The sequence below is a fragment of the Streptomyces soli genome (assembly GCF_003999195.1).
Lineage (GTDB): Bacteria > Actinomycetota > Actinomycetes > Streptomycetales > Streptomycetaceae > Actinacidiphila > Actinacidiphila soli.
The window spans coordinates 34,991-53,834 of the sequence record NZ_RJVR01000049.1; the positions used below are offsets into that span (position 1 = coordinate 34,991).

General features: G+C 71.7%; 15 protein-coding genes and 1 pseudogene. 7 read left to right on the forward strand and 9 right to left on the reverse strand.

Annotated elements, in window-relative coordinates; translation table 11 throughout:
• Window positions 1-103: 103 nt before the first annotated feature.
• A complete protein-coding gene (locus EFK10_RS02970; RefSeq protein ID WP_127354216.1) occupies window positions 104-457 on the forward strand; it encodes a pyridoxamine 5'-phosphate oxidase family protein in 354 nt (117 codons plus the stop codon).
• 24 nt (window positions 458-481) lie between these two features.
• The gene (locus EFK10_RS02975; protein WP_127354217.1) at window positions 482-1,510 is read left to right on the forward strand and encodes a phosphotransferase; all 1,029 of its coding nucleotides are present in this window, start codon (window positions 482-484) and stop codon (window positions 1,508-1,510) included.
• 36 nt (window positions 1,511-1,546) lie between these two features.
• Here EFK10_RS02975 and EFK10_RS02980 read toward each other — a convergent pair whose 3' ends face one another.
• A complete protein-coding gene (locus tag EFK10_RS02980) occupies window positions 1,547-3,142 on the reverse strand; it encodes a protein kinase domain-containing protein (protein WP_127354218.1) in 1,596 nt (531 codons plus the stop codon).
• 192 nt (window positions 3,143-3,334) lie between these two features.
• On the opposite strand from EFK10_RS02980, the gene EFK10_RS02985 reads away from it, so the two are divergent.
• Window positions 3,335-5,119 carry a Stk1 family PASTA domain-containing Ser/Thr kinase gene (locus tag EFK10_RS02985; protein ID WP_127354219.1) on the forward strand — a complete coding sequence of 595 codons (1,785 nt, stop codon included), beginning with the start codon at window positions 3,335-3,337 and terminating at the stop codon, window positions 5,117-5,119.
• 101 nt (window positions 5,120-5,220) lie between these two features.
• On the opposite strand, the gene EFK10_RS02990 is transcribed toward EFK10_RS02985, so the two are convergent.
• The 5 genes from EFK10_RS02990 to EFK10_RS03010 all read right to left on the reverse strand — a co-directional run bounded on the left by EFK10_RS02990 (window position 5,221) and on the right by EFK10_RS03010 (window position 10,679).
• Window positions 5,221-5,778 carry a bacterial proteasome activator family protein gene (locus EFK10_RS02990; RefSeq protein ID WP_127354220.1) on the reverse strand — a complete coding sequence of 186 codons (558 nt, stop codon included), beginning with the start codon at window positions 5,776-5,778 and terminating at the stop codon, window positions 5,221-5,223.
• Window positions 5,779-5,906: 128 nt separating this feature from the next.
• A complete protein-coding gene (locus EFK10_RS02995; RefSeq protein ID WP_127354221.1) occupies window positions 5,907-8,738 on the reverse strand; it encodes an FtsX-like permease family protein in 2,832 nt (943 codons plus the stop codon).
• Window positions 8,735-9,469: an ABC transporter ATP-binding protein gene (locus tag EFK10_RS03000; RefSeq protein ID WP_127354222.1), complete on the reverse strand. Its 735-nt coding sequence runs from the start codon at window positions 9,467-9,469 to the stop codon at window positions 8,735-8,737. Before EFK10_RS03000 ends, EFK10_RS02995 begins: the two co-directional genes overlap by 4 nt.
• Window positions 9,470-9,517: 48 nt before the next feature.
• Window positions 9,518-10,132 (reverse strand): PadR family transcriptional regulator, encoded by a 615-nt coding sequence (locus EFK10_RS03005; RefSeq protein WP_127354223.1) that lies wholly within the window; start codon window positions 10,130-10,132, stop codon window positions 9,518-9,520.
• A gap of 163 nt (window positions 10,133-10,295) precedes the next feature.
• Window positions 10,296-10,679, reverse strand: coding sequence for a hypothetical protein (locus EFK10_RS03010; RefSeq protein WP_127354224.1), 384 nt, complete (start codon window positions 10,677-10,679; stop codon window positions 10,296-10,298).
• A gap of 56 nt (window positions 10,680-10,735) precedes the next feature.
• On the opposite strand from EFK10_RS03010, the gene EFK10_RS03015 reads away from it, so the two are divergent.
• The 4 genes and pseudogenes from EFK10_RS03015 (at window position 10,736) to EFK10_RS03030 (ending at window position 15,195) form a co-directional block, all read left to right on the forward strand.
• The gene (locus tag EFK10_RS03015) at window positions 10,736-11,713 is read left to right on the forward strand and encodes an NTP transferase domain-containing protein (protein WP_127354225.1); all 978 of its coding nucleotides are present in this window, start codon (window positions 10,736-10,738) and stop codon (window positions 11,711-11,713) included.
• Window positions 11,710-13,002, forward strand: a complete 1,293-nt coding sequence (locus EFK10_RS03020) for a molybdopterin molybdotransferase MoeA (RefSeq protein ID WP_240676953.1) — start codon at window positions 11,710-11,712, stop codon at window positions 13,000-13,002. The genes EFK10_RS03015 and EFK10_RS03020 overlap by 4 nt, the downstream gene beginning before the upstream one ends.
• 199 nt (window positions 13,003-13,201) lie before the next feature.
• Window positions 13,202-14,213: pseudogene (locus EFK10_RS03025) on the forward strand (potassium channel family protein).
• A gap of 10 nt (window positions 14,214-14,223) precedes the next feature.
• Entirely contained in the window at window positions 14,224-15,195 is a 972-nt protein-coding gene (locus EFK10_RS03030; protein WP_127354226.1) for an NAD(P)H-quinone oxidoreductase, read from the forward strand.
• A 264-nt stretch (window positions 15,196-15,459) separates the two neighbouring features.
• Here the strand turns inward: EFK10_RS03030 and EFK10_RS03035 are convergent, their stop codons facing one another.
• Genes EFK10_RS03035 through pdhA form a run of 3 tightly spaced genes read right to left on the reverse strand, consistent with a single transcriptional unit; the run spans window position 15,460 to window position 18,832 of the window.
• The gene (locus EFK10_RS03035) at window positions 15,460-16,707 is read right to left on the reverse strand and encodes a dihydrolipoamide acetyltransferase family protein (RefSeq protein ID WP_127354227.1); all 1,248 of its coding nucleotides are present in this window, start codon (window positions 16,705-16,707) and stop codon (window positions 15,460-15,462) included.
• Entirely contained in the window at window positions 16,707-17,735 is a 1,029-nt protein-coding gene (locus tag EFK10_RS03040) for an alpha-ketoacid dehydrogenase subunit beta (RefSeq protein WP_127354228.1), read from the reverse strand. The genes EFK10_RS03035 and EFK10_RS03040 overlap by 1 nt, the downstream gene beginning before the upstream one ends.
• The gene (pdhA, locus tag EFK10_RS03045) at window positions 17,732-18,832 is read right to left on the reverse strand and encodes a pyruvate dehydrogenase (acetyl-transferring) E1 component subunit alpha (RefSeq protein ID WP_127354229.1); all 1,101 of its coding nucleotides are present in this window, start codon (window positions 18,830-18,832) and stop codon (window positions 17,732-17,734) included. Before pdhA ends, EFK10_RS03040 begins: the two co-directional genes overlap by 4 nt.
• Window positions 18,833-18,844 lie beyond the last annotated feature (12 nt).

An 18,844-nucleotide genomic window follows, 5' to 3' on the forward strand; every position in this document is an offset into this window, starting at 1 on the left:
GGACAGGCCCGGAGCCTCTGTTCCGGGCCTGCAAACGCACCGCAGGCTGGCTCCATGTCCACGGAGAAGGAGCGCGAGGCCGCCCTCGCGCTGCTGGGCCGCAGTGCCGTACGGACGCCTCGCACTGACCCGCGAAGCGCTGCCGTACGTCGCCGTGGCGCGGCATGTCGTGGCTGACGGCCAGATCATCCTCCGTACGCACCGCGGCTGGGGCGTACACCGGGCGGGCGACGGCGCGGTGGTCGCGTACGAGGCAGACAACACGGCGACCGCACATCCGGACGCGTGGGTGGCGCACATCACGGGGACCGCGAGCGCGTTCACGCCCACCGAAGCGCAGCGCGAACTCTTCGGGGGGTTGCCGGTGTCGGCGGACGGCGAGCGGTTCGAGCCGGTGTACCTGCGGATCGAACCGAGGTACGCGAGCTCGTATCTCGTATACCGCGCAGAACGGTGAGCCGCGTGATCTACCATCGGCCGGGTGATCGGGAGCACGGCGACGGCGCCGCCCACCGGCGAAACGCTGGACGCGCTGCTGCGCCGCTATAACGCCGGTGCCCCGCTGTCCTGTGAGCCCGTCGCCGAGGGCCTGCTGAACCGCGGCTACCGCTTGGCAACCACCCGGGGCCGCTTCTTCCTCAAGCTGTACGTGGACTCCGCCACCGCCGACCGCTCGGTCATCGCCCGTCAGCACCGGGCCACCCAGCGCCTCGACGAGCTGGGACTGCCCGTCGCGCCGCCGCTGCCCGACATCGACGGCGGCACGGTCGTGGTGCTCGGCGGCCGCTGCTTCGCCCTCTACCCGTGGGTCGACGGGCAGCACCGCGAGGGCGCCGAGTTGACCACCGGCCAGTCCTGGCGGCTGGGCGCGCTGCTCGGGCTGGTCCACACCCGCCTGGAGCAGGTGCAGCCGCCGCCCGCCGACCCGGGCCACCACGTCAGCGCCGACCCCGAGCGGACCTTCGCGCTGATCGACGATCTGCTGAAGCAGGTGCGCGGCCACCGCCCCCGCGAGGCCTTCGACGAGCTGGCGGAGCACCGCCTCCTCGAGCGCAGGGCTCTGCTGGAGCGGCACGCCCACCGCCGTCCGCCGGACGCCGGGGAGCCGGTCACCGGCTGGGTCCACGGCGACTTCCACCCGCTCAACCTGCTCTACCGCGAGGACGAGCCCGTCGCGATCGTCGACTGGGACCGCCTCGGCGTCCAGCCCCGCGCGGAGGAGGCGGTCCGGGCCGCCGTCATCTTCTTCGTCCAGCCCGCCGGCAGCCTCGACCTGGCCAAGGTCCGCGCGTACGCCCGCGCGTACCGTCTCGCCACCGGTGCACCGCCGGACGAGCTGGCCGCCGCCGTGCACCGCGTCTGGTGGGAACGCCTCAACGACTTCTGGATGCTCCGCTGGCGTTACCAGCGCCGCGACCGCCGCGCGGATCCACTCTTCCCGGCCGCCTCCGCACTCGCGGTCTGGTGGACCGGCGCGTACGACGCGGTGCGGGACGCCTTCACGGGTTAGGCCCAGGCCCCCCTACCTTCGGGGCAGGCCTGGCAGTCAACCCAAGCCGGAGGGCCCGCCGGCGGAAGTGACGCCGGAGTCAGTGCCCGCGCTGGCGGTGTTCGTGCTGCTGCCGGTCGGGGTGGGGCTGGGCGCGGAGTTGGTGGGGGTGGGGCTGGGCGCGGTGGTCGTGGGGGCGGCGCTGGTGGGCGCATTGGTGCTGGGCGAGGTGCTCGGCGAGGCGGACGCGCTGGCCGAGGGGGAGGAGCTGTACGACTGCGTCGGGCCACCGGTGCTGTTGTCGGTGCTGGTCGACGTGTCCTGCTGGGTCGGCGCGCTGGTCTGCTGGTCCGTGGTCTGGGACTGCGTCGGCGTCGGGTTGTTCGTCGTACCGGAGCCGCCGCCGGTCGTACCGCCGTTCGCGAAGTAGATGCCGAGCGAGATGGCGAGCGCGGCAGCCAGGACGAAGAGCACCGGCTTCACCCAGCGCCGGTCGCCGCCACCGCCTCCCGGGCCGCCGTAGCCGGGCGGCAACGTGTCGTGGTCGACGAGCCCACCGGAGGCGCCGAGCAGCCGGGGGGCGCCGAACTCCGCCGTGGTGTGCTCCGGGTGGCCGCCCCGCGTGGTGGGGGTGGCCTGGCCGGGCAGGCCCATGGCGGGGGTGGAGGCGCCGGAGTGCGCGACGTAGCCGGTGTCCCAGGTGCCGGTGTAGCCGCCCTGTTCGCGCAGCATGCCGACCGCGTACTGCAGAACTCCGCGCATTTCCTCGGCGGTCTGGAAACGGTCGTCCGGGTGCTTGGCGAGCGCCCGCATGACGAGCCCGTCCAGCTCGGGCGGGACGCGGTCGCTGATCGAGGACGGCGGCCGGGCCTCGTCCTGGACGTGCTGGTAGACCACCGACAGCGGGGTCTCGCCGACGAACGGCGGGCGCAGCGCCAGCAGTTCGTAAAGCAGACAGCCCGTCGCGTAGAGGTCGGACCGGGCATCGACGGTCTTGCCGAGGGCCTGTTCTGGCGACAGATACTGCGGGGTGCCCATGACCATGCCGGTCTGCGTCATCGTCGTGGACGCGCCGTGCAGGGCCCGGGCGATGCCGAAGTCCATGACCTTGATCGCGCCGCTGTCGGTCATGATGACGTTGGCGGGCTTGATGTCGCGGTGGACGATGCCGTGCTGGTGGCTGTAGGCGAGCGCTTCGAGGACGCCGGCGACGATGACGAGGGCCTGCTCGACCGGCGGCGGTTCGTCGGAGTCGACCAGCAGTTCGCGGATCGTACGGCCCTCGACGAGCTCCATGACGATGTAGGGGACGACGGCACCCGTGGGTGTGGCGTCCTCGCCGGAGTCGTAGACGGCCACGACGGCGTGGTGGTTGAGGCCGGCGACGGACTGGGCCTCGCGTGTGAAGCGGGCCTTGGAAACGGGGTCCTCGGCGAGGTCGGAGCGCAGCAGCTTGACGGCGACGATGCGCCCGAGGCGTACGTCCTCGGCCGCGAAGACCTCGGCCATGCCGCCCCGGCCGAGACGGTGGGTCAGGCGGTAACGGCCATCGCCGACGAGGCCCCCGACTCCCCACATTTCAGGCGAATCGGGCACGCCCTGGCCGGCTGCGAAGGGCTCATTGGGGCCCCCTGCGGCTGTCGTATGTGCCATTGGTCCTCGCCGTCGCTGTCGACACCTCTAACTTGCCACGCTACAGCGTTCCCCGTTATCGGTGATGTGACCGACCGAGTTGTGGAGGGATTCATACGCATCCAGTGACGAACAGGTCAACGAACTTGACCTCGGTAGGAGCTAGGGCAGACTTGGCGGGCAGACTTGGATCCATAGGGGGAAGCGGTACTGATGAGCGGGGAATCCGCCGGGGACGGCGCGCGGGGGAATTACGCGGGACGCTCGGTCGGCGGCGGCCGCTATGTACTTCGTGACCTGCTCGGGCAGGGCGGCATGGCCGCCGTGCATCTCGCGCATGACACCGTGCTTGACCGGCCGGTCGCCGTCAAGACGCTGCACTCGGAACTTGGCCGGGAAGCGTCGTTCCGGGAGCGCTTCCGGCGCGAGGCGCAGGCGGTGGCGAGGCTCAACCACACCAACATCGTGTCGGTCTTCGACTCGGGCGAGGACACCATCGACGGCGCGCTCGTGCCGTACATCGTCATGGAGTACGTCGAGGGCAAGCCGCTGCGGGCGGTGCTCGACGAGGATGTCGCGCAGTTCGGCGCGATGCCGACCGAGAAGGCGTTGAAGATCTGCGGGGACGTGCTGGCGGCGCTCGCGGAGAGCCACAGCGTGGGCCTGGTGCACCGGGACATCAAGCCCGGCAATGTGATGCTGAACCGGCGCGGTGTGGTCAAGGTCATGGACTTCGGCATCGCGCGGGCCATGCAGTCGGGGGTCACCTCGATGACCCAGACCGGCATGGTGGTCGGCACCCCGCAGTATCTGTCGCCGGAGCAGGCGCTGGGCAGGGGCGTGGACGAGCGTTCGGACCTTTATTCGGTGGGTTGCATGCTCTTCGAGCTGTTGACCGGGCGGCTGCCCTTCGACGGGGACTCGCCGCTGGCGATCGCGTATCAGCATGTGCAGGAGACCCCGCCGTCGCCGTCGCAGTTCAACCGGGCGGTACTGCCCGCGGTTGACGCGCTGGTGGCGCGGGCGCTGAAGAAGAACCCGGCGGAGCGCTTCCCGACCGCCGAAACCATGCGGGACGAGTCGGACCGGGTCATCCGGGGCGAGCAGGCGAGCGGCGGCCCGGCCACCCCGCTGGTCATCGGCGAGGGGCCCCGGGCGCGCGGGCGCGGCGAGGGCGTCTCGTCGGCGGTCTTCCCGCCGGTGCAGGGCGATCTGCACACCCCGCCGCCGCAGGTGCAGACTCCGTACCAGGCGCCTCAGATGCCTCAGGCGACCCCAGTGCCCCAGATGCCCCACCAGACCCCACCGCCGCAGAGCCTGCCGCAGACCCCGCCTCCGTACGCACCCCAGCAGGGCGGCTGGGGCCAGACCCCGCCCCCCGGCCCGGGCTACGGCTACCCGCAGGCGGCCCAGCGGCAGCCCACCCCGCCGTACACGATGCTGCCCGCCGCGCAGCAGCAGCAGCAGCGTCCGGGCGGTGGTGGCAACCGGGGCGGCGGGGGCTCGACCGCCGTGATCGCCATCGGCGCGGTGGTCGCGGTCATAGCGGTCATCGTGGTGATCGTCCTCATCGTGCGGATGGGCAGCAGCGGAGGCACCAACGTCTCCGACTCCAACCCGACCGCCACGGACACCGCCACGGACACCGCCACCTCGAACGCCGCCGCCACGACGTCCTCCGACAACAGCGGCACGCCGGATCCGAGCGTCAGCCAGGGCGACCAGACCCGCACGATCGAGGCCTCGCGTTGCACCGACGCTACGAAGAGCTACCTCGGCGACGGCAACTCGGTCTACATGCCGGACTTCTACACCAAGTACGTCGACTCGGTGAAGTCCTGCATGGACGAGGCCGGTTGGAAGTACAAGATCAAGTACCAGGATGAGTCGGTGTACGGCAAGGGCACGGTCGTCGACCAGAAGCCCCAGAGCATCGACGACTTCAACCCGGACAAGGACACCGTCACCATCTGGGTGTCCACCGGCAAGACCGGCTGAGCTGAACACCAGCAGAACACAGGACGAAGGGGCCCGGCACGCTGTCCACGTGCCGGGCCCCTCTTAGGGATACGTCCTGCGTCCCGTCCCTGCCGACACCCCTACAGATACGGCCCCGAGCGGGCGCCCTGGTTGCCGGCGCCGTCCCCCTCGACACCCTCGTGCCCGCCGACACCCGGCGGCAGAGCTCGGCGCATCTGCTCCAACTGGGCGCGGGCGGCCATCTGCTGGGCGAACAGAGCGGTCTGGATCCCGTGGAAGAGGCCTTCCAGCCAGCCCACCAACTGAGCCTGGGCAATACGGAGTTCGGCCTCGGTGGGGATGGTCTCGTCGGTGAACGGGAGGGAGAGTCTTTCCAGTTCCTCGACCAGCTCGGGCGCCAGCCCGTCCTCGAGCTCCTTCACGGAGCTGCGGTGGATCTCCTTAAGACGCACACGGCTGGCCTCGTCAAGAGGTGCCGCGCGAACCTCCTCCAGGAGCTGCTTGATCATGCTGCCGATCCGCATGACCTTGGCCGGCTGCTCGACCATCTCTGTCACGGGAACCTCGCGCTGCTGATCGCCGCCGCCAGGCTTGACGCCTCCGAGGGCCATCCCGTCCTGCCCGACGACCAGGACCTGCGGGCTTTCCTGCGACCGTTCGTTCATCGGCATCTCCATGCCGTCCATTGTCACCGATCCTCTGCGCGTGCCTCGCGCCGGTCGGCCCCCGGGATTCGGGGCCGCCGCCGACCCTCCCCCAGCCTACTGCTGGGGACGGGTCGGCAGCGGGTGCGCAATCCGGCGGCTCAGCCCTCCGCGCGACGCGCCAGCTCGGAGCGCGACCTCGTGACCAGCGCCGCGAGCAGCGCCGCGCCCAGGGGTACGGCCACGATCAGGGCGGCCAGGGTCGCCCACGGCACCACGATCGGCGTGTGCGGCAGGGTGTTGAGGCCCCAGCCATGGTCGAGGGACTCGTGGTACATCTTCAGCGCCTGCCGTTCCTCGGCCTTGCGCAGCCCCACGGCGGGCAGGGTGCCGGCCGCGGAACCGAGCAGCACCCCCATCGCGGCCACCACGCCACACTGGAAGCCGGACAGCGTACGGCGTACGCGCGGGGGCGCGCCGACAGCGGTCAGGGTCCGCAGATCCGGTTCGGCGTCGGCCTGGGCGAGGCCGGTGGCGATACCGGCGGCGCCGATGGTGACCAGGCCGGCGAAGATCGCGAGGGCCAGCATGATCACGCTGTTCTTGCTGACGTAGCCCTCTTCGACCCGGATGTTGGCCTGTACGCCCAGCTTGTCCATCGCCCCGTCGAGGGTCTGCCGCTCGGTGCTGCTGGGCATCCGGCTGGTGCTGACGATCATCCCGTACGGGACGGTGCGCACCCCGGCGGCCTTGGCGGCGGCCTGCGACACCACGGCGGTGACGCCGTAGCCGTTGGTCTTCCCGGTCTTGGGCCGGTACGCGACGAAGGTCTTGTGCGGGGACTTCTCGGCGGTGTTTTCGTCCGAGTAGTCCTTGATCAGCGCGAGGGTGATCCTGCCGTTCTTGTCGACCTGCCGCTTGTCGAAGACCACCGCCCGGCCGTCGGCGAGCGCCTTCTCGGCTGCCGTGTCGTGGACGCCGAGCGCCTTGAGGATGCTCGCGTCGCCGACCAGGATGCCGTCCGAGGTGTCCACCGCCACCGGCCGGCTGGTCGAGGCGCAGCGCCAGTTCTTGGCCCACTTACGCTTCTGGGCGGTGGACAACTTGCCATTGCGCTCGTCGTACAGCGGGCACTGGCTGGCCTTGGGCGTGACCAGCTCGCTGTAGCCGCAGCCGGTGTCGGACGACCACACGTCGCAGGTCTTCTCGCCCACCACGATCCGGCTGAAGTCCGCCACCCCGGCGACTGGGAGGTCCTTCTCCACGGCGGCCTTGACCGCGGGCAGCTCCCGGCTTCCGGCGGTGTCGACGCTCAGGCTGACCGTGCCGTTCGGAAGGTACGCGGTGTATCCGTCCCTGGACTCCTGGTCGCTGCTGGCGGCGTACGTGGCGATGGCGACCGTACCCGCGACCGCGGCCAGCACCGCGGCCACCGCGGGAGCGGTGCGGCCCCGGTTGCGTACGGCGTCGCGCAGCGCGAGGCGGGGGGACAGCGGCAGCCAGCGCCCGAGCCGGCCGAAGAGGCCGACCAGGGTCGGAGTGAGCGCGACGATGCCCAGTTCGGCGATGGCCGAACCACCGCCCACCGCGAGGACGTTGTCGGTGTCGGTCGCGCCGATGAAGGCGAGGCCCGTGCCCAGGCATACCGCGGCCGCGCCGAAGACCGGCAGCACGCGATTGGCCCGGCGGATCCCGCGCCGCCCGGTGAGTGAGGACAGCACGCTCTGCCGGGAGGCGACCACGGCCGGCACGATCGCCGCCAGCAGCCCGGTGACCAGGGCCAGCAGCGCGATGCCGAGCAGTTCCAGGGGGCGGATCTCGATGCCGCCGAAGCGCTGGCCCGCGTATTCCTCCAGGAACGGCCGCAGCAGTACGGTCAGGCCGAGCCCCAGCGCGGTGCCGGTCACGGCCGCCACGGCGCCGATGACCCCGCCGCCGGCCAGCACGATCGCGCGGATGTGCCGACGGTCGCCGCCGTTGGCGCCGACCAGACCGAGCTGGCGGCGCGACCGCCGGGCGCCCACGGCGAAGGCGGGCCCGGCGAGCAGGCAGATCTCCAGCATGGCCAGGCCGACGACGGTCGCGGTCGTGGCGAGCAGCGCGGTGTTGGCGGGAAGGCTGTTGCCTGATGTGGCGCCGTATTCGGGGTGCTTGACGTACAGCGCCACCTCGGAACGGGCCGGCGGGTCGAGCTTGACGGCGCGCGAAGTGACGTAGACGCCCTTGGTGTTGGCCTGCTTCACCATGTTCCACGTGAAACCATCGCTGCTTTTGACGTCGGCGAGGTAGGAGACCGTGGCGTCGGGGGACGACAGGCCCTTCGCGGTGAGGGCCTTCGCGTACGGGGCCAGGAGGGCACCCGGCAGGGCGTTGAGCTGCGCGTCCTTGAGAAAGTCGGGGAGTTCGTAGGAGCCGGTGACGGTGTACTTCCGGTCGAAGTCCCGGAAGCTCACCTCGTCGCCGACCTTCAGCCCGCTCTGCTTGAGGAACTCGGTGGTCGCGGCCACCTCGTCCGCCTGCGCCGGGAAGCGTCCCTGCTTGAGCGTCATGATCCCGGCGGCCATCGGGTCGGCGGCCTTCAGCTCACGTATGTCGACGTCGAGCAGGCCGTGCGTCGTACGGGACTTGGCCGAGCCGCTCGTGTCCTCCAGCGTCCGCGCGCCGGCCGGGAAGGCCTTGGTGATGTCGGTGGGCTCGGACCGGTACGGGGCCTTCTCGTCGACCTGTGCGTACTCGTGGTCCTTCAGGCCCTGGTAGATCGGCATATTGGCAATGCCGGTGCCGTTCAGGCGGGCGTCGGCCGCTCCGATATCCCGGGTGAGCTGCTGCTCCATGGTCAGGTCGGAGCTGCGGACGGTGATGTCGACGGCACTCACGCCCACGATGGGCAGCGCGATCATGCTCAGGACCAGCGCGCTGCGGCCCTTGAAGCGCCAGGCGTCGCGACGGGCGATCCGTATCGCCGCTCGCCAGGCGTGGAAGGGAGTGCTCACTGCGCGGCCACCCCGCCCTGCAGAAGCGTTTCCGCTTGCGAGCGAAGCGTCGTGTCGGTCACCGAGCCGTCCCGCAGGAACACCACCCGGTCCGCCCACGCCGCGAAGCGCGGCTCATGGGTGACCAGTACCCCGGCCGCCCCCGCGTCGCACCGCGCCCGCAGCAGCCCCAGCACCGACTCCCCGGTCTCCGAGTCCAGCGCACCGGTCGGCTCGTCCGCCAGCACCAGGCGCCGGTCACCGACCAGGGCGCGGGCGATGGCCACCCGCTGCTGCTGGCCGCCCGACATCTCGTCCGGGAAGCGGTCCGCGAGCTGGCCGAGGCCCATCTCCTCCAGCGCGGCGAGCGCCTCCCGGCGCGCCTTGCGGGCCGAGGTGCCGTCCAGCTCGCGGGGCAGCGCCACGTTCTCGGCGGCGGTCAGCGCCGGGATCAGGTTGTAGTCCTGGAACACGTAGCCGATGCTGCGGCGGCGCAGTGCGGCCATCTGCTTGCGGGACGCCGTCGTAATGTCCGTGCCCTCGACCAGGACCTTGCCGGACGTCGGCGTGTCCAGGCCGCCGGCGATCGTGAGCAGCGTGGACTTGCCAGAGCCGGACGGGCCCATCACGGCCACGAGTTCACCCGGGAAGACGTCCAGGTCGATCCCCCGCAGCGCGTGCACCTCGGTCGCCCCGCTGCCGTGAACCCGGGTCAGTTCCTGCAAGCGCAGGACGGGCTGATCCTTTTGCATGGGTGTTTCCCCCTACTGATGGTGCTGATGTGTGTGGGCCCCGCGGTCTCAGCGACGCGCCGGGCGGTGGGTGGCGGAGTCCGTGCTGTCCGCCTGACGCTTGGGGGCGTCGTCGTCGGCCTGCCCGATCGACTCGGCGAGGCGTACGAGCCGTGCCTCGCAGTGGTCCAGCCAGCGGGCCTCGGCCTCGGCGGAGAAGATCAACTGCTCCAGCACCAGCAGCCACGCGACCTCGTCCCGGGTGGTCGGGCCCGTTTCGATGGCCTGCGCCTTCAGCCGTGTGTAGTCCTGCATTGCCCGGATGGTGTGCAGCCGCTGTGCCTGGATCACCGCCCGGATGTCGACCTCGGGCGACCCCACTGCCATCGCCAGCTTTATGGCCAGCTCGTCCCGTGGCGGGCTTTTCCGGTCCACCGGCCTCGCGAACCACTCGCGCAGCTCGGTACGGCCCTTGTCCGTGATCGCGTACAGCGCGTGTCCGCTGTCGTCCTCCCCGGCGGGTACGACCAGGCTGTCGCGCTCGAGCCGGGCGAGCGTCGTGTACACCTGTCCGACGTTGAGCGGCCAGGTTGCGCCGGTGCGTGACTCGAACTCCGTCCGCAGTTGGTAGCCGTAGCGAGGGCCTCGGTCTAGGAGGGCCAGAAGGCCGTGACGGATCGACATACCGAGTATGTATACCGAGTATGTACACCTCCGGCAAGCTGCGCAGGCCAGGATGCGGTGCTGGCCGGCTGGCCGGAGGATGCGACTCACTGGCGACGCACAGGCGGTGACTGAGCGGCGACGCACCGGCGGCGGTGACTCAGCGGCACGCACAGGGCTCGACTCAGCGGCCCCGACGCAGTCGCAGGCCGACGAACCCCAGCCCGGCCCCCATCAGGGTGAGCCCCACCCCCAGCGGCAGCACTTCGAGCGCCAGCTCACTGCCCGACTCCGCCCTTGTGGGGTCCGAGTTCGAATCACGCCCGTTTCCCGCGTCCGGGGTGGTGAGTACGGGCTCTGCCGCATCCGGCTCGACGGGCACCCGCAAGGCGCCCTCCTGGGGCCGTCCGGGGTGCTCCCGGCCCACGGCCGCCCGGTCGCCGGCCAGGGGGGTGGGCGGCGCGTGCGGGGGGCCGGAGGAGGGGACGGCACCCACCACGGCACCGGCGACCGCACCCACGGCCAGCGCGCCCGTGGCCAGTCGTACGCCCGATATATCCCACTTCATACCAGCAGGCTCACACACCCCTGCCGTTTGCGCCCCGCAGGAGTCACACTCACGGGATGAAGCACGCAGCGTATGACGCAGTCGTTCTCGCAGGCGGCGCCGCCAGGCGCCTCGGCGGGGCGGACAAACCGGGCCTCGCCGTCGCGGGGCGAGCGCTGATCGACCGAGTGCTCGACGCGTGCGCGGGAGCCGGGACGACGGTCGTGGTCGGACCCCGTCGGCCGACCCCGCGCCCGGTCCAATGGTCCCGGGAGGACCCGCCGGGCGGCGGCCCGCTCGCGGCACTCGGGGCGGGACTGCGCGCGGTCACCGCCGAGTACGTCCTGCTGCTCGCCGCCGACCTGCCCTTTCTGACCCGTACGACAGTCCACGCACTGCTCACCGAGCTGGCCGCCGAGCCGTCATACGAAGGCGTCGTCCTCACCGACCCCGGCGGCCGCGACCAGCCGCTCGCCGCCGCCTATCGCACCGAGGCGCTGCGCCGCGAGCTCGCGCTGATCGCCACGGAGCACGGCGGGGTCGCCGGGCTGCCGCTGCGGATGCTGACGCACGAGCTGGCGCTGCGACGGCTGCCGGACCCGACCGGGAACGCGTCGTTCGACTGCGACACCTGGGATGATCTCTCCACAGCAAGGGCCCACATCAGGGAGCATGGGAACGTGTTGGATGAATGGATCGCCGCAGCCAAGGCCGACCTCGGGATCGATCTCGACGTCGACATCTCCGTTCTGCTGGACCTGGCCAGGGATGCCGCCCACGGCGTCGCCCGCCCGGCCGCCCCGCTGACCACCTTCCTGGTCGGCTACGCGGCCGCTCAGGCAGGCGGCGGCCCGGAAGCCGTCGCCGAGGCGTCCCGCAAGGCCGCCGCGCTGGCCGAGCGCTGGGCCAAGGAGTCGTCGGGGTCGTCGGGGTCGGCGGAGTCGTCAGGGTCGGCGGAGTCGTCGGGGTCGGCGGAGTCGTCAGGGTCGTCGGGGTCGTCGTCCGGGGGGTCGTCGGCCGAGGGCCCTTCGGCCGGGGAATCGTCGACCGCGTGAACACCTCACCGGGCTCACGCGACGCCGAACTTCACGCGCTGGACCAGGCACTGGCCCTCGCGAACGCTCAGCCTGCCGTTCCCGCCGCGCACGCCGCCGCTTCCGCCGGTGCCGCCACCGCCTGGCCCGAGGCTCGCCGCATCGCCCGCCGCGCCGGGGCGCCGCTGGCCAGAACCACGCTTCCGCTGAGCGAAGCGCTGGGGCACGCCCTGGCGGAGCCGCTGGCCGCGCTCACCGACCTGCCGTCCTTCGACACCTCCGCCATGGACGGCTGGGCCGTGGCCGGACCCGGCCCCTGGCGGCTCGCCGGGCAACTGCTGGCCGGCCAGCGCCCCGGTGAGCCCCTGCCGGACGGCCACGCCGTCGGGATCGCCACCGGGGCCGCCCTGCCGCCCGGCGCCACTGCCGTACTGCGCAGCGAGCACGGAGTCACTGACGCCGCGGGCCGCACCCTTCACGCCACCCACGGCGCGCCCGAACCCGGCCAGGACGTACGCCCGCGTGGCCAGGAATGCCGCGCCGGGGACGAACTCCTCACCACCGGCGCCCTGGTCACCCCGGCCGCGCTCGGCCTCGCGGCGGCGGCCGGCTACGACGTGCTGGCGGTGACGACCCGGCCCCGGGTGGACATCCTCGTCCTGGGCGACGAGTTGCTGGACCAGGGCCTGCCGCGCGGCGGCCGCGTACGGGACGCCCTCGGGCCGCTGCTGCCCGCCTGGCTGCGGGCACTGGGGGCCGAAGTGACCGCGCCCCGGCGGCTCGTGGACGACGCGGACATCCTTTACGAGGCCGTCACCGGCTCCACCGCCGACCTGATCATCACCACGGGCGGCACGGCCGGCGGCCCGGTCGACTTCGTCCACCCCGTCCTCGACCGCGCCGGCGCCAAGCTGCTGGTCGACGGCGTTGCGGTGCGCCCCGGCCACCCCATGCTGCTCGCCGAACTGCCCGCCGGCGGCCACCTGGTCGGCCTGCCCGGCAACCCGCTCGCCGCCGTCTCCGGCGTCCTGACCCTGGCCGCGCCGCTGCTGCGCAGGCTGGGCGGACGGCCCGCGCCCATCCCGTACGCCGCCCGGCTCACCGCCGCCGTCCCCGGGCACCCCACCGACACCCGCCTCGTGCCGGTCGTCTTCGACGAGGACTCGCGGGTCGTTCCGCTGCACTTCAACGGCCCCGCCATGCTGCGCGGCATCGCCGCCGCCGACGGCATGGCCGTCATCCCGCCCGGCGGCTCGGCTGAGGGCGCGCAGACGGTGGTGCTGGACGCGGCGTGGGGAGGCGGGAGTTGAGGGGTGGGCGCGCGCCGAACGGCCCGTGCCCCGGGGCTGGGCCATGCGGCTGGGATCCGGATTCCCCTTTTTTGTGGGCTCAGTTCGCCTCCGCTGCGCTGAGTCACTGTGGGGGCACTCTCCCGTCTCGACAGCGACCGCTCCGCTTCGGCTCACTCGCCCCGTGGGCACCGGTGGTTGTTGAGCGGGGGGCGGGGGCATGAGCACGGGCGGCGCAGCCCTGCTGCTGCCGCGGCGTGCCCATGCGGGGCCGCTGCGGCAGGTGGTGCGCAGGCTGCTGTACGCCCTGCTGTGCCTGGTCGCGACGGTGGCCATCGTCTATGCCGACCGGGGCGGCTATCACGACAACGCGGACGGCGCGGTGTCGCTGGTGGATTCCGTCTACTACGCGACGGTCACCCTCTCGACAACCGGCTACGGCGATATCGTCCCGTACAGCACCGGCGCCCGGCTGAGCAATGTGCTGCTTGTGACGCCGCTGCGGGTGCTCTTCCTGATCATCCTGGTCGGCACCACCCTCGAAGTGCTCACCGAGCGCACCCGCGAGCAGTACCGGCAGCAGCGCTGGAGGTCCACCGTGCGCGACCACACCGTCATCGTCGGATATGGCACGAAGGGTCGGTCGGCCGCCAAGACTCTGGTCGGACATGGCATCCGGGCCGAGCAGATCGTGGTGGTCGACCCGGATCCGAAGGCGGTCGAGGCGGCGGCGGCCGGGTTCGCGGGCGTGACGGGGGACGCGACGCGCAATGACGTACTGCTGCGGGCGGAGACGCAGCGGGCCAAGGACGTCGTGATCGCGACGCAGCGCGACGACACGGCGGTGCTGGTCACGCTGACCGCACGGCAGCTCAACAAGCAATGCGACGGTCGTCGCCTCCGTACGGGAGGAGGAGAACGCGCCGTTGCTGCGGCAGTCCGGCGCGAACTCCGTCATCACCAGCTCGAGTTCGGCGGGCCGCATCCTCGGCATGTCGATGCTCAGCCCCAGCGCTGGGCGGGTGACGGAGGACCTGATCACGTACGGCAGTGGGCTTGACCTGATCGAACGTCCCGTCACCAAGGACGAGGTCGGACGCGCCCCGCGCGAGTTGCGCGATCTGGTCGTGTCGGTCAAGCGCGGGCACCGGCTGCTCGACCACGACGACCCGGAGGCAGCTCGGCTGGAGATCACCGACCGCATCATCGCCATCCGGCGCACGAGCGCATAGCGTCAGTTCCATGCATGCGATCACCATCCCCGAACCTGGTGGCCCCGAAGCGCTCGTATGGGCCGAGGTCCCCGATCCCGTCCCGGCCGAGGGCGAAGTCCTGATCGATGTCGCGGCCGCCGCCGTCAACCGCGCCGACCTGTTGCAGCGCCAGGGCTTCTACGACCCGCCCCCCGGGGCCCCGCCGTACCCGGGCCTGGAGTGCTCCGGGCGGATCGCCGCGCTGGGCCCCGGCGTGACCGGCTGGGCCGTCGGCGACGAGGTCTGCGCGCTGCTCGCGGGCGGTGGCTACGCCGAGCGCGTCGCCGTTCCGGCGGGCCAGCTCCTACCGGTCCCCAAGGGCGTCGACCTGGTCACCGCGGCCGCCCTTCCCGAGGTCACCGCCACCGTCTGGTCCAACGTCTTCATGGTCGCCCACCTCCGCCCCGACGAGACCCTGCTCGTGCACGGCGGTTCCAGCGGCATCGGCACCATGGCCATCCAGCTCGCCAAGGCCGTCGGCGCCCAGGTCGCCGTCACCGCCGGCACCGACGCCAAGCTCGCCCGCTGCCGCGAACTGGGCGCCGACCTCACCATCAACTACCGCGAGCAGGACTTCGTCGAGGCCGTCCGCGGCACCTACGGCGGCGCCGACGTCATCCTCGACATCATGGGCGCCAAATACCTCGAGCGGAACGTGGACGTCCTCGCCGCCAACGGCCGCCTCGTCATCATCGGCCTCCAGGGCGGCGTCAAAGCCGAGCTCAACCTCGGCAAGCTCCTCGCCAAACGCGCCGCCATCGCCGCCACCTCCCTCCGCGGCCGTCCCCTCGACGAAAAAGCCGCCATCGTCGCCGCCGTCCGCGAACACGTCTGGCCCCTCATCGAAGCCGGCACCGTCCGCCCGGTCGTGGACCGCACCCTGCCCATGTCCGAGGCCGCCGAAGCCCACCGCGTACTCGAAGCCAGCGACCACATCGGCAAGGTCCTCCTGACGGTCTGAATCCATATTCAAGGCATTTAGGACTCCCGAGTCCGAGGGGCAGTCATTCGTTTAAATCGACTGCCCAAAGACGACAGAATCGACTGGTGACATAATGACAACCTCGGCAACCGCCGTTCTGCGGATACTCGTATGACAGCGTCGCCTAACCATGGAATGCGGTTGTGAGTAAGCAACCGAAAGCTTGTTTGACGGTAATCGTCGAATAAGCGAATCTCGCAGACGGCCCGCCGACTCTTTCGGCGGGCCGTCTGACGGGGGAAGCTATACGTTCCGAAGCAGAGTCGCCGGCCGCTCCACGCAGTCCGCCACGAACCGCAGGAAGCCCCCGGCGGTCCCTCCGTCGCACACCCGGTGGTCAAAGGTGAACGACAGCTGCACAACCTGCCGCACCGCCAACTCCCCCTCCCACACCCACGGTTTCGGCGCTATCCGCCCAACGCCAAGCATCGCCGCCTCCGGGTGATTGATGATTGGCGTCGACCCGTCCACCCCGAACACCCCGTAGTTGTTCAGCGTGAACGTCCCTCCGGTCAGCTCCGCCGGCGTCAAGGATCCCGCCCGCGCAGCCTCCGTGAGCCGCCCGATCTCCTCCGAGAGCCCCTCGACGGTCCGCGCCTGCGCATCCCGCACCACAGGCACGACCAGCCCGCGCTCAGTCTGCGCGGCGAAGCCGAGGTGGACGGCCGGCAGCCGTACGATCTCGTTCCGCTCGACGTCCACCGTCGCGTTGATCTCGGGGAACCGGCCCAGCGCGGCCGTGCAGATCCGTGCGAGCAGGGCGAGCACGGACACCTTGGTCGTCGCACCGGCGTTCATCGCGGCGCGGGCGGCCAGCAGTTCGGTCGCGTCGGCGTCAACCCAGCACGTGGCGTCGGGTATCTCGCGGCGGCTCCGGCTGAGCTTCTCCGCGACGGCACCGCGCATCCCGCGCAGGGGTATGCGGGAGCTGTCGCGCGGAGCGTCGGGGGCGGGAGCCGGCGCCTTGACAGCCGCCCGTTCGACGTCGGCGCGAAGGATCAGCCCGTCGGGGCCCGACCCGGCCAAGGACCGCAGATCAACACCGTGTTCCTTGGCGATACGCCGTACGAGCGGCGAGATGACGGCCACGGGACCGTCGACCCGGGTGCCGTTCGCCGCAGGGGCCGCGACGGCCACGCCGGCCGTGACAGCCGCACCCCGCACTCGCCTCCGCCGCGCCGCGGGCGCACCCGTGCCGTAGCCGACCAGAACGTTGCCGGAGGTGTCGTCCCCGGGGGTCTCCCGTGGCCCGACGGCGACGGTGATCAGAGGCCGTCCGACGTCGAGCGACTCGCCCTCCTCACCGAACCGCGCGGTCACCACGCCCCCGTAGGGGCAGGGCACTTCCACCACTGCCTTCGCTGTCTCGACCTCGACGACGGGCTGGTCGATGGCGACGACATCGCCGACCCCCACCAGCCAGCGCACGATCTCGGCCTCGGTCAGCCCTTCTCCCAGGTCAGGGAGGAGGAACTCACGGACGACGGGCATCACGCACCCCCTTCGTCCCACTGGAGGCGGGCGACCGCGTCCAGAATCCGGTCGACGCTGGGTAGATGGTGCCGTTCGAGCATGGGCGGCGGATACGGGATGTCGAAGCCGGTGACCCGCAGCACGGGCGCCTCCAGATGGTGGAAGCAGCGCTCGGTCACCCGGGCGGCGATCTCCGCCCCCGCCCCGCCGAAGCCGGCCGACTCGTGGACGACGACAGCGCGGCCGGTCCGACGCACCGACGCGGTGAGCGTCTCGTCGTCGAACGGCATCAGACTGCGCAGGTCCAGCACCTCCAGGTCCCAGCCATCCGCCTCCGCCGCCTCGGCGGCTTCGAGGCACACCGGCACCGAGGGCCCGTACGTGATGAGCGTCGCCGAGCGGCCCGGGCGCCGGACCACGGCCTGCCCGATCCCCGGGACCTCGTCCGGGGCGTCGGGGGACCAGTCGGCCTTGGACCAGTAGAGGCGCTTGGGCTCCAGGAAGATCACGGGGTCGTCGGAGGCGATGGCGGCGCGCAGCAGCCCGTACGCGTCCGCGACGGTGGCCGGGGTGACGACGTGCAGCCCGGGTGTGTGCAGGTAGTACGCCTCGGAGGAGTCGCTGTGGTGCTCGACCCCGCCGATGCCGCCGCCGTACGGCACGCGAATGGTGAGCGGCAGCGGCAGCTCGCCGCGCGTGCGGTTCCGCATCCGCGAGACATGGCTGACCAGTTGCTCGAATGCGGGGTAGGCGAAGGCGTCGAACTGCATCTCGACGACCGGCCGGAGCCCGTACATCGCCATGCCGACGGCCGTGCCGAGGATGCCGGCCTCCGCCAGCGGTGTGTCCGTACAGCGGCTGTCGCCGAACTCCTTGGCGAGCCCGTCGGTGATGCGGAAGACGCCGCCCAGGGTGCCGATGTCCTCGCCGAGGAGATGGACCGACGGATCGTCGGCGAGGGCGTCGCGCAGGGCGCGGTTGAGCGCCTGCGCCATGGTGGCGGGCTTTCGCGCGGTGGCACGGGCGGTGGCAAGAGCGGTGGTCATGACCCGGCCTCCGCGTCCAGCTCGGCGCGCAGCATCTCGGCCTGCTCCCTGAGCTGGGGGGTCGGCTCGGCGTAGACGTGTGCGAAGAGGTCCATGGGATCCAGGGCCGGGTCCTCGTTCATGCGGTCGCGCAGGTCGGCCGCCATCCGCTCGGCGTCGTCCTCGACCTCGCTGACCAGGCTCTCGTCGAACAGCCCCCGGGCCCGCAACTCCTGTTCCAGCAGGGCGATCGGGTCGCGGTCACGCCATGCCTCGACCTCGGCGTCGTCTCGGTAGCGGCCGGCGTCGTCGGCGTTCGTATGCGCCTCGATCCGATAGGTGACGGCCTCGACCAGCGTCGGGCCGCCGCCTTCCCGGGCCTGCCGCACCGCTTCGGTGAGGACCTCGTGGACGGCGGCCGCGTCGTTGCCGTCGACGAGCCGGCCCGGCATGCCGTAGCCGACGGCCTTGTGGGCGAAGGACGGCGCGGCGGTCTGCTTGGCGAGCGGCACAGAGATGGCGAAGCCGTTGTTCTGCACGAAGAAGACGACCGGCGCCCGCCATACGGCGGCGAAGTTCAGCGCCTCGTGGAAGTCGCCCTCACTCGTGCCGCCGTCGCCGACCATGGCGAGGGCCACGACATCGTCGCCCTGGAGCCGGGCGGCGTGCGCGAGGCCGACCGCGTGCGGCAGCTGGGTGGCGAGCGGGGTGCTGAGCGGCGCGACGTGGCATGCGCGGGAGTCGTAACCGGAATGCCAGTCGCCGCGCAGCAGCGTGAGCACCTGGACGGGGTCGACGCCACGGGCGACGACGGCGAGGGTGTCGCGATAGCTGGGGAAGATCCAGTCCTGCGGCCGGAGCGCGAGCGCGGCGGCGATCTGGCAGGCCTCCTGGCCGGTGCTGGAGGGGTAGACGGCGAGCCGGCCCTGCTTGGTGAGCGCGGTGGCCTGCCGGTTGTAGCGGCGGCCGCGCACCAGCCGTCCGTACAGCTCGGTGAGCAGACCGGGCTCGAGCGTGCGGGCCTGCGGGGTGCCGAGCACACGGTAAGGCTCCGCGTCGGGCAGCAGCGGCGCGGGCTCGGTGCGGGGGTGCCAGACGGGCTGGTCCAGGACGGTCATCGCGAGCACCTC

Coding starts and splice junctions, on each gene's coding strand:
- EFK10_RS03005 (WP_127354223.1), bottom strand. CDS start 10,132: ATGTCGATCCGTCACGGCCTTCTGGCCCTCCTAGACCGAGGCCCTCGC.
- EFK10_RS03010 (WP_127354224.1), bottom strand. CDS start 10,679: ATGAAGTGGGATATATCGGGCGTACGACTGGCCACGGGCGCGCTGGCC.
- EFK10_RS03000 (WP_127354222.1), bottom strand. CDS start 9,469: ATGCAAAAGGATCAGCCCGTCCTGCGCTTGCAGGAACTGACCCGGGTT.
- EFK10_RS02990 (WP_127354220.1), bottom strand. CDS start 5,778: ATGGAGATGCCGATGAACGAACGGTCGCAGGAAAGCCCGCAGGTCCTG.
- EFK10_RS03040 (WP_127354228.1), bottom strand. CDS start 17,735: ATGACCACCGCTCTTGCCACCGCCCGTGCCACCGCGCGAAAGCCCGCC.
- EFK10_RS03015 (WP_127354225.1), top strand. CDS start 10,736: ATGAAGCACGCAGCGTATGACGCAGTCGTTCTCGCAGGCGGCGCCGCC.
- EFK10_RS02980 (WP_127354218.1), bottom strand. CDS start 3,142: ATGGCACATACGACAGCCGCAGGGGGCCCCAATGAGCCCTTCGCAGCC.
- EFK10_RS03035 (WP_127354227.1), bottom strand. CDS start 16,707: ATGCCCGTCGTCCGTGAGTTCCTCCTCCCTGACCTGGGAGAAGGGCTG.
- pdhA (WP_127354229.1), bottom strand. CDS start 18,832: ATGACCGTCCTGGACCAGCCCGTCTGGCACCCCCGCACCGAGCCCGCG.
- EFK10_RS02985 (WP_127354219.1), top strand. CDS start 3,335: ATGAGCGGGGAATCCGCCGGGGACGGCGCGCGGGGGAATTACGCGGGA.
- EFK10_RS03030 (WP_127354226.1), top strand. CDS start 14,224: ATGCATGCGATCACCATCCCCGAACCTGGTGGCCCCGAAGCGCTCGTA.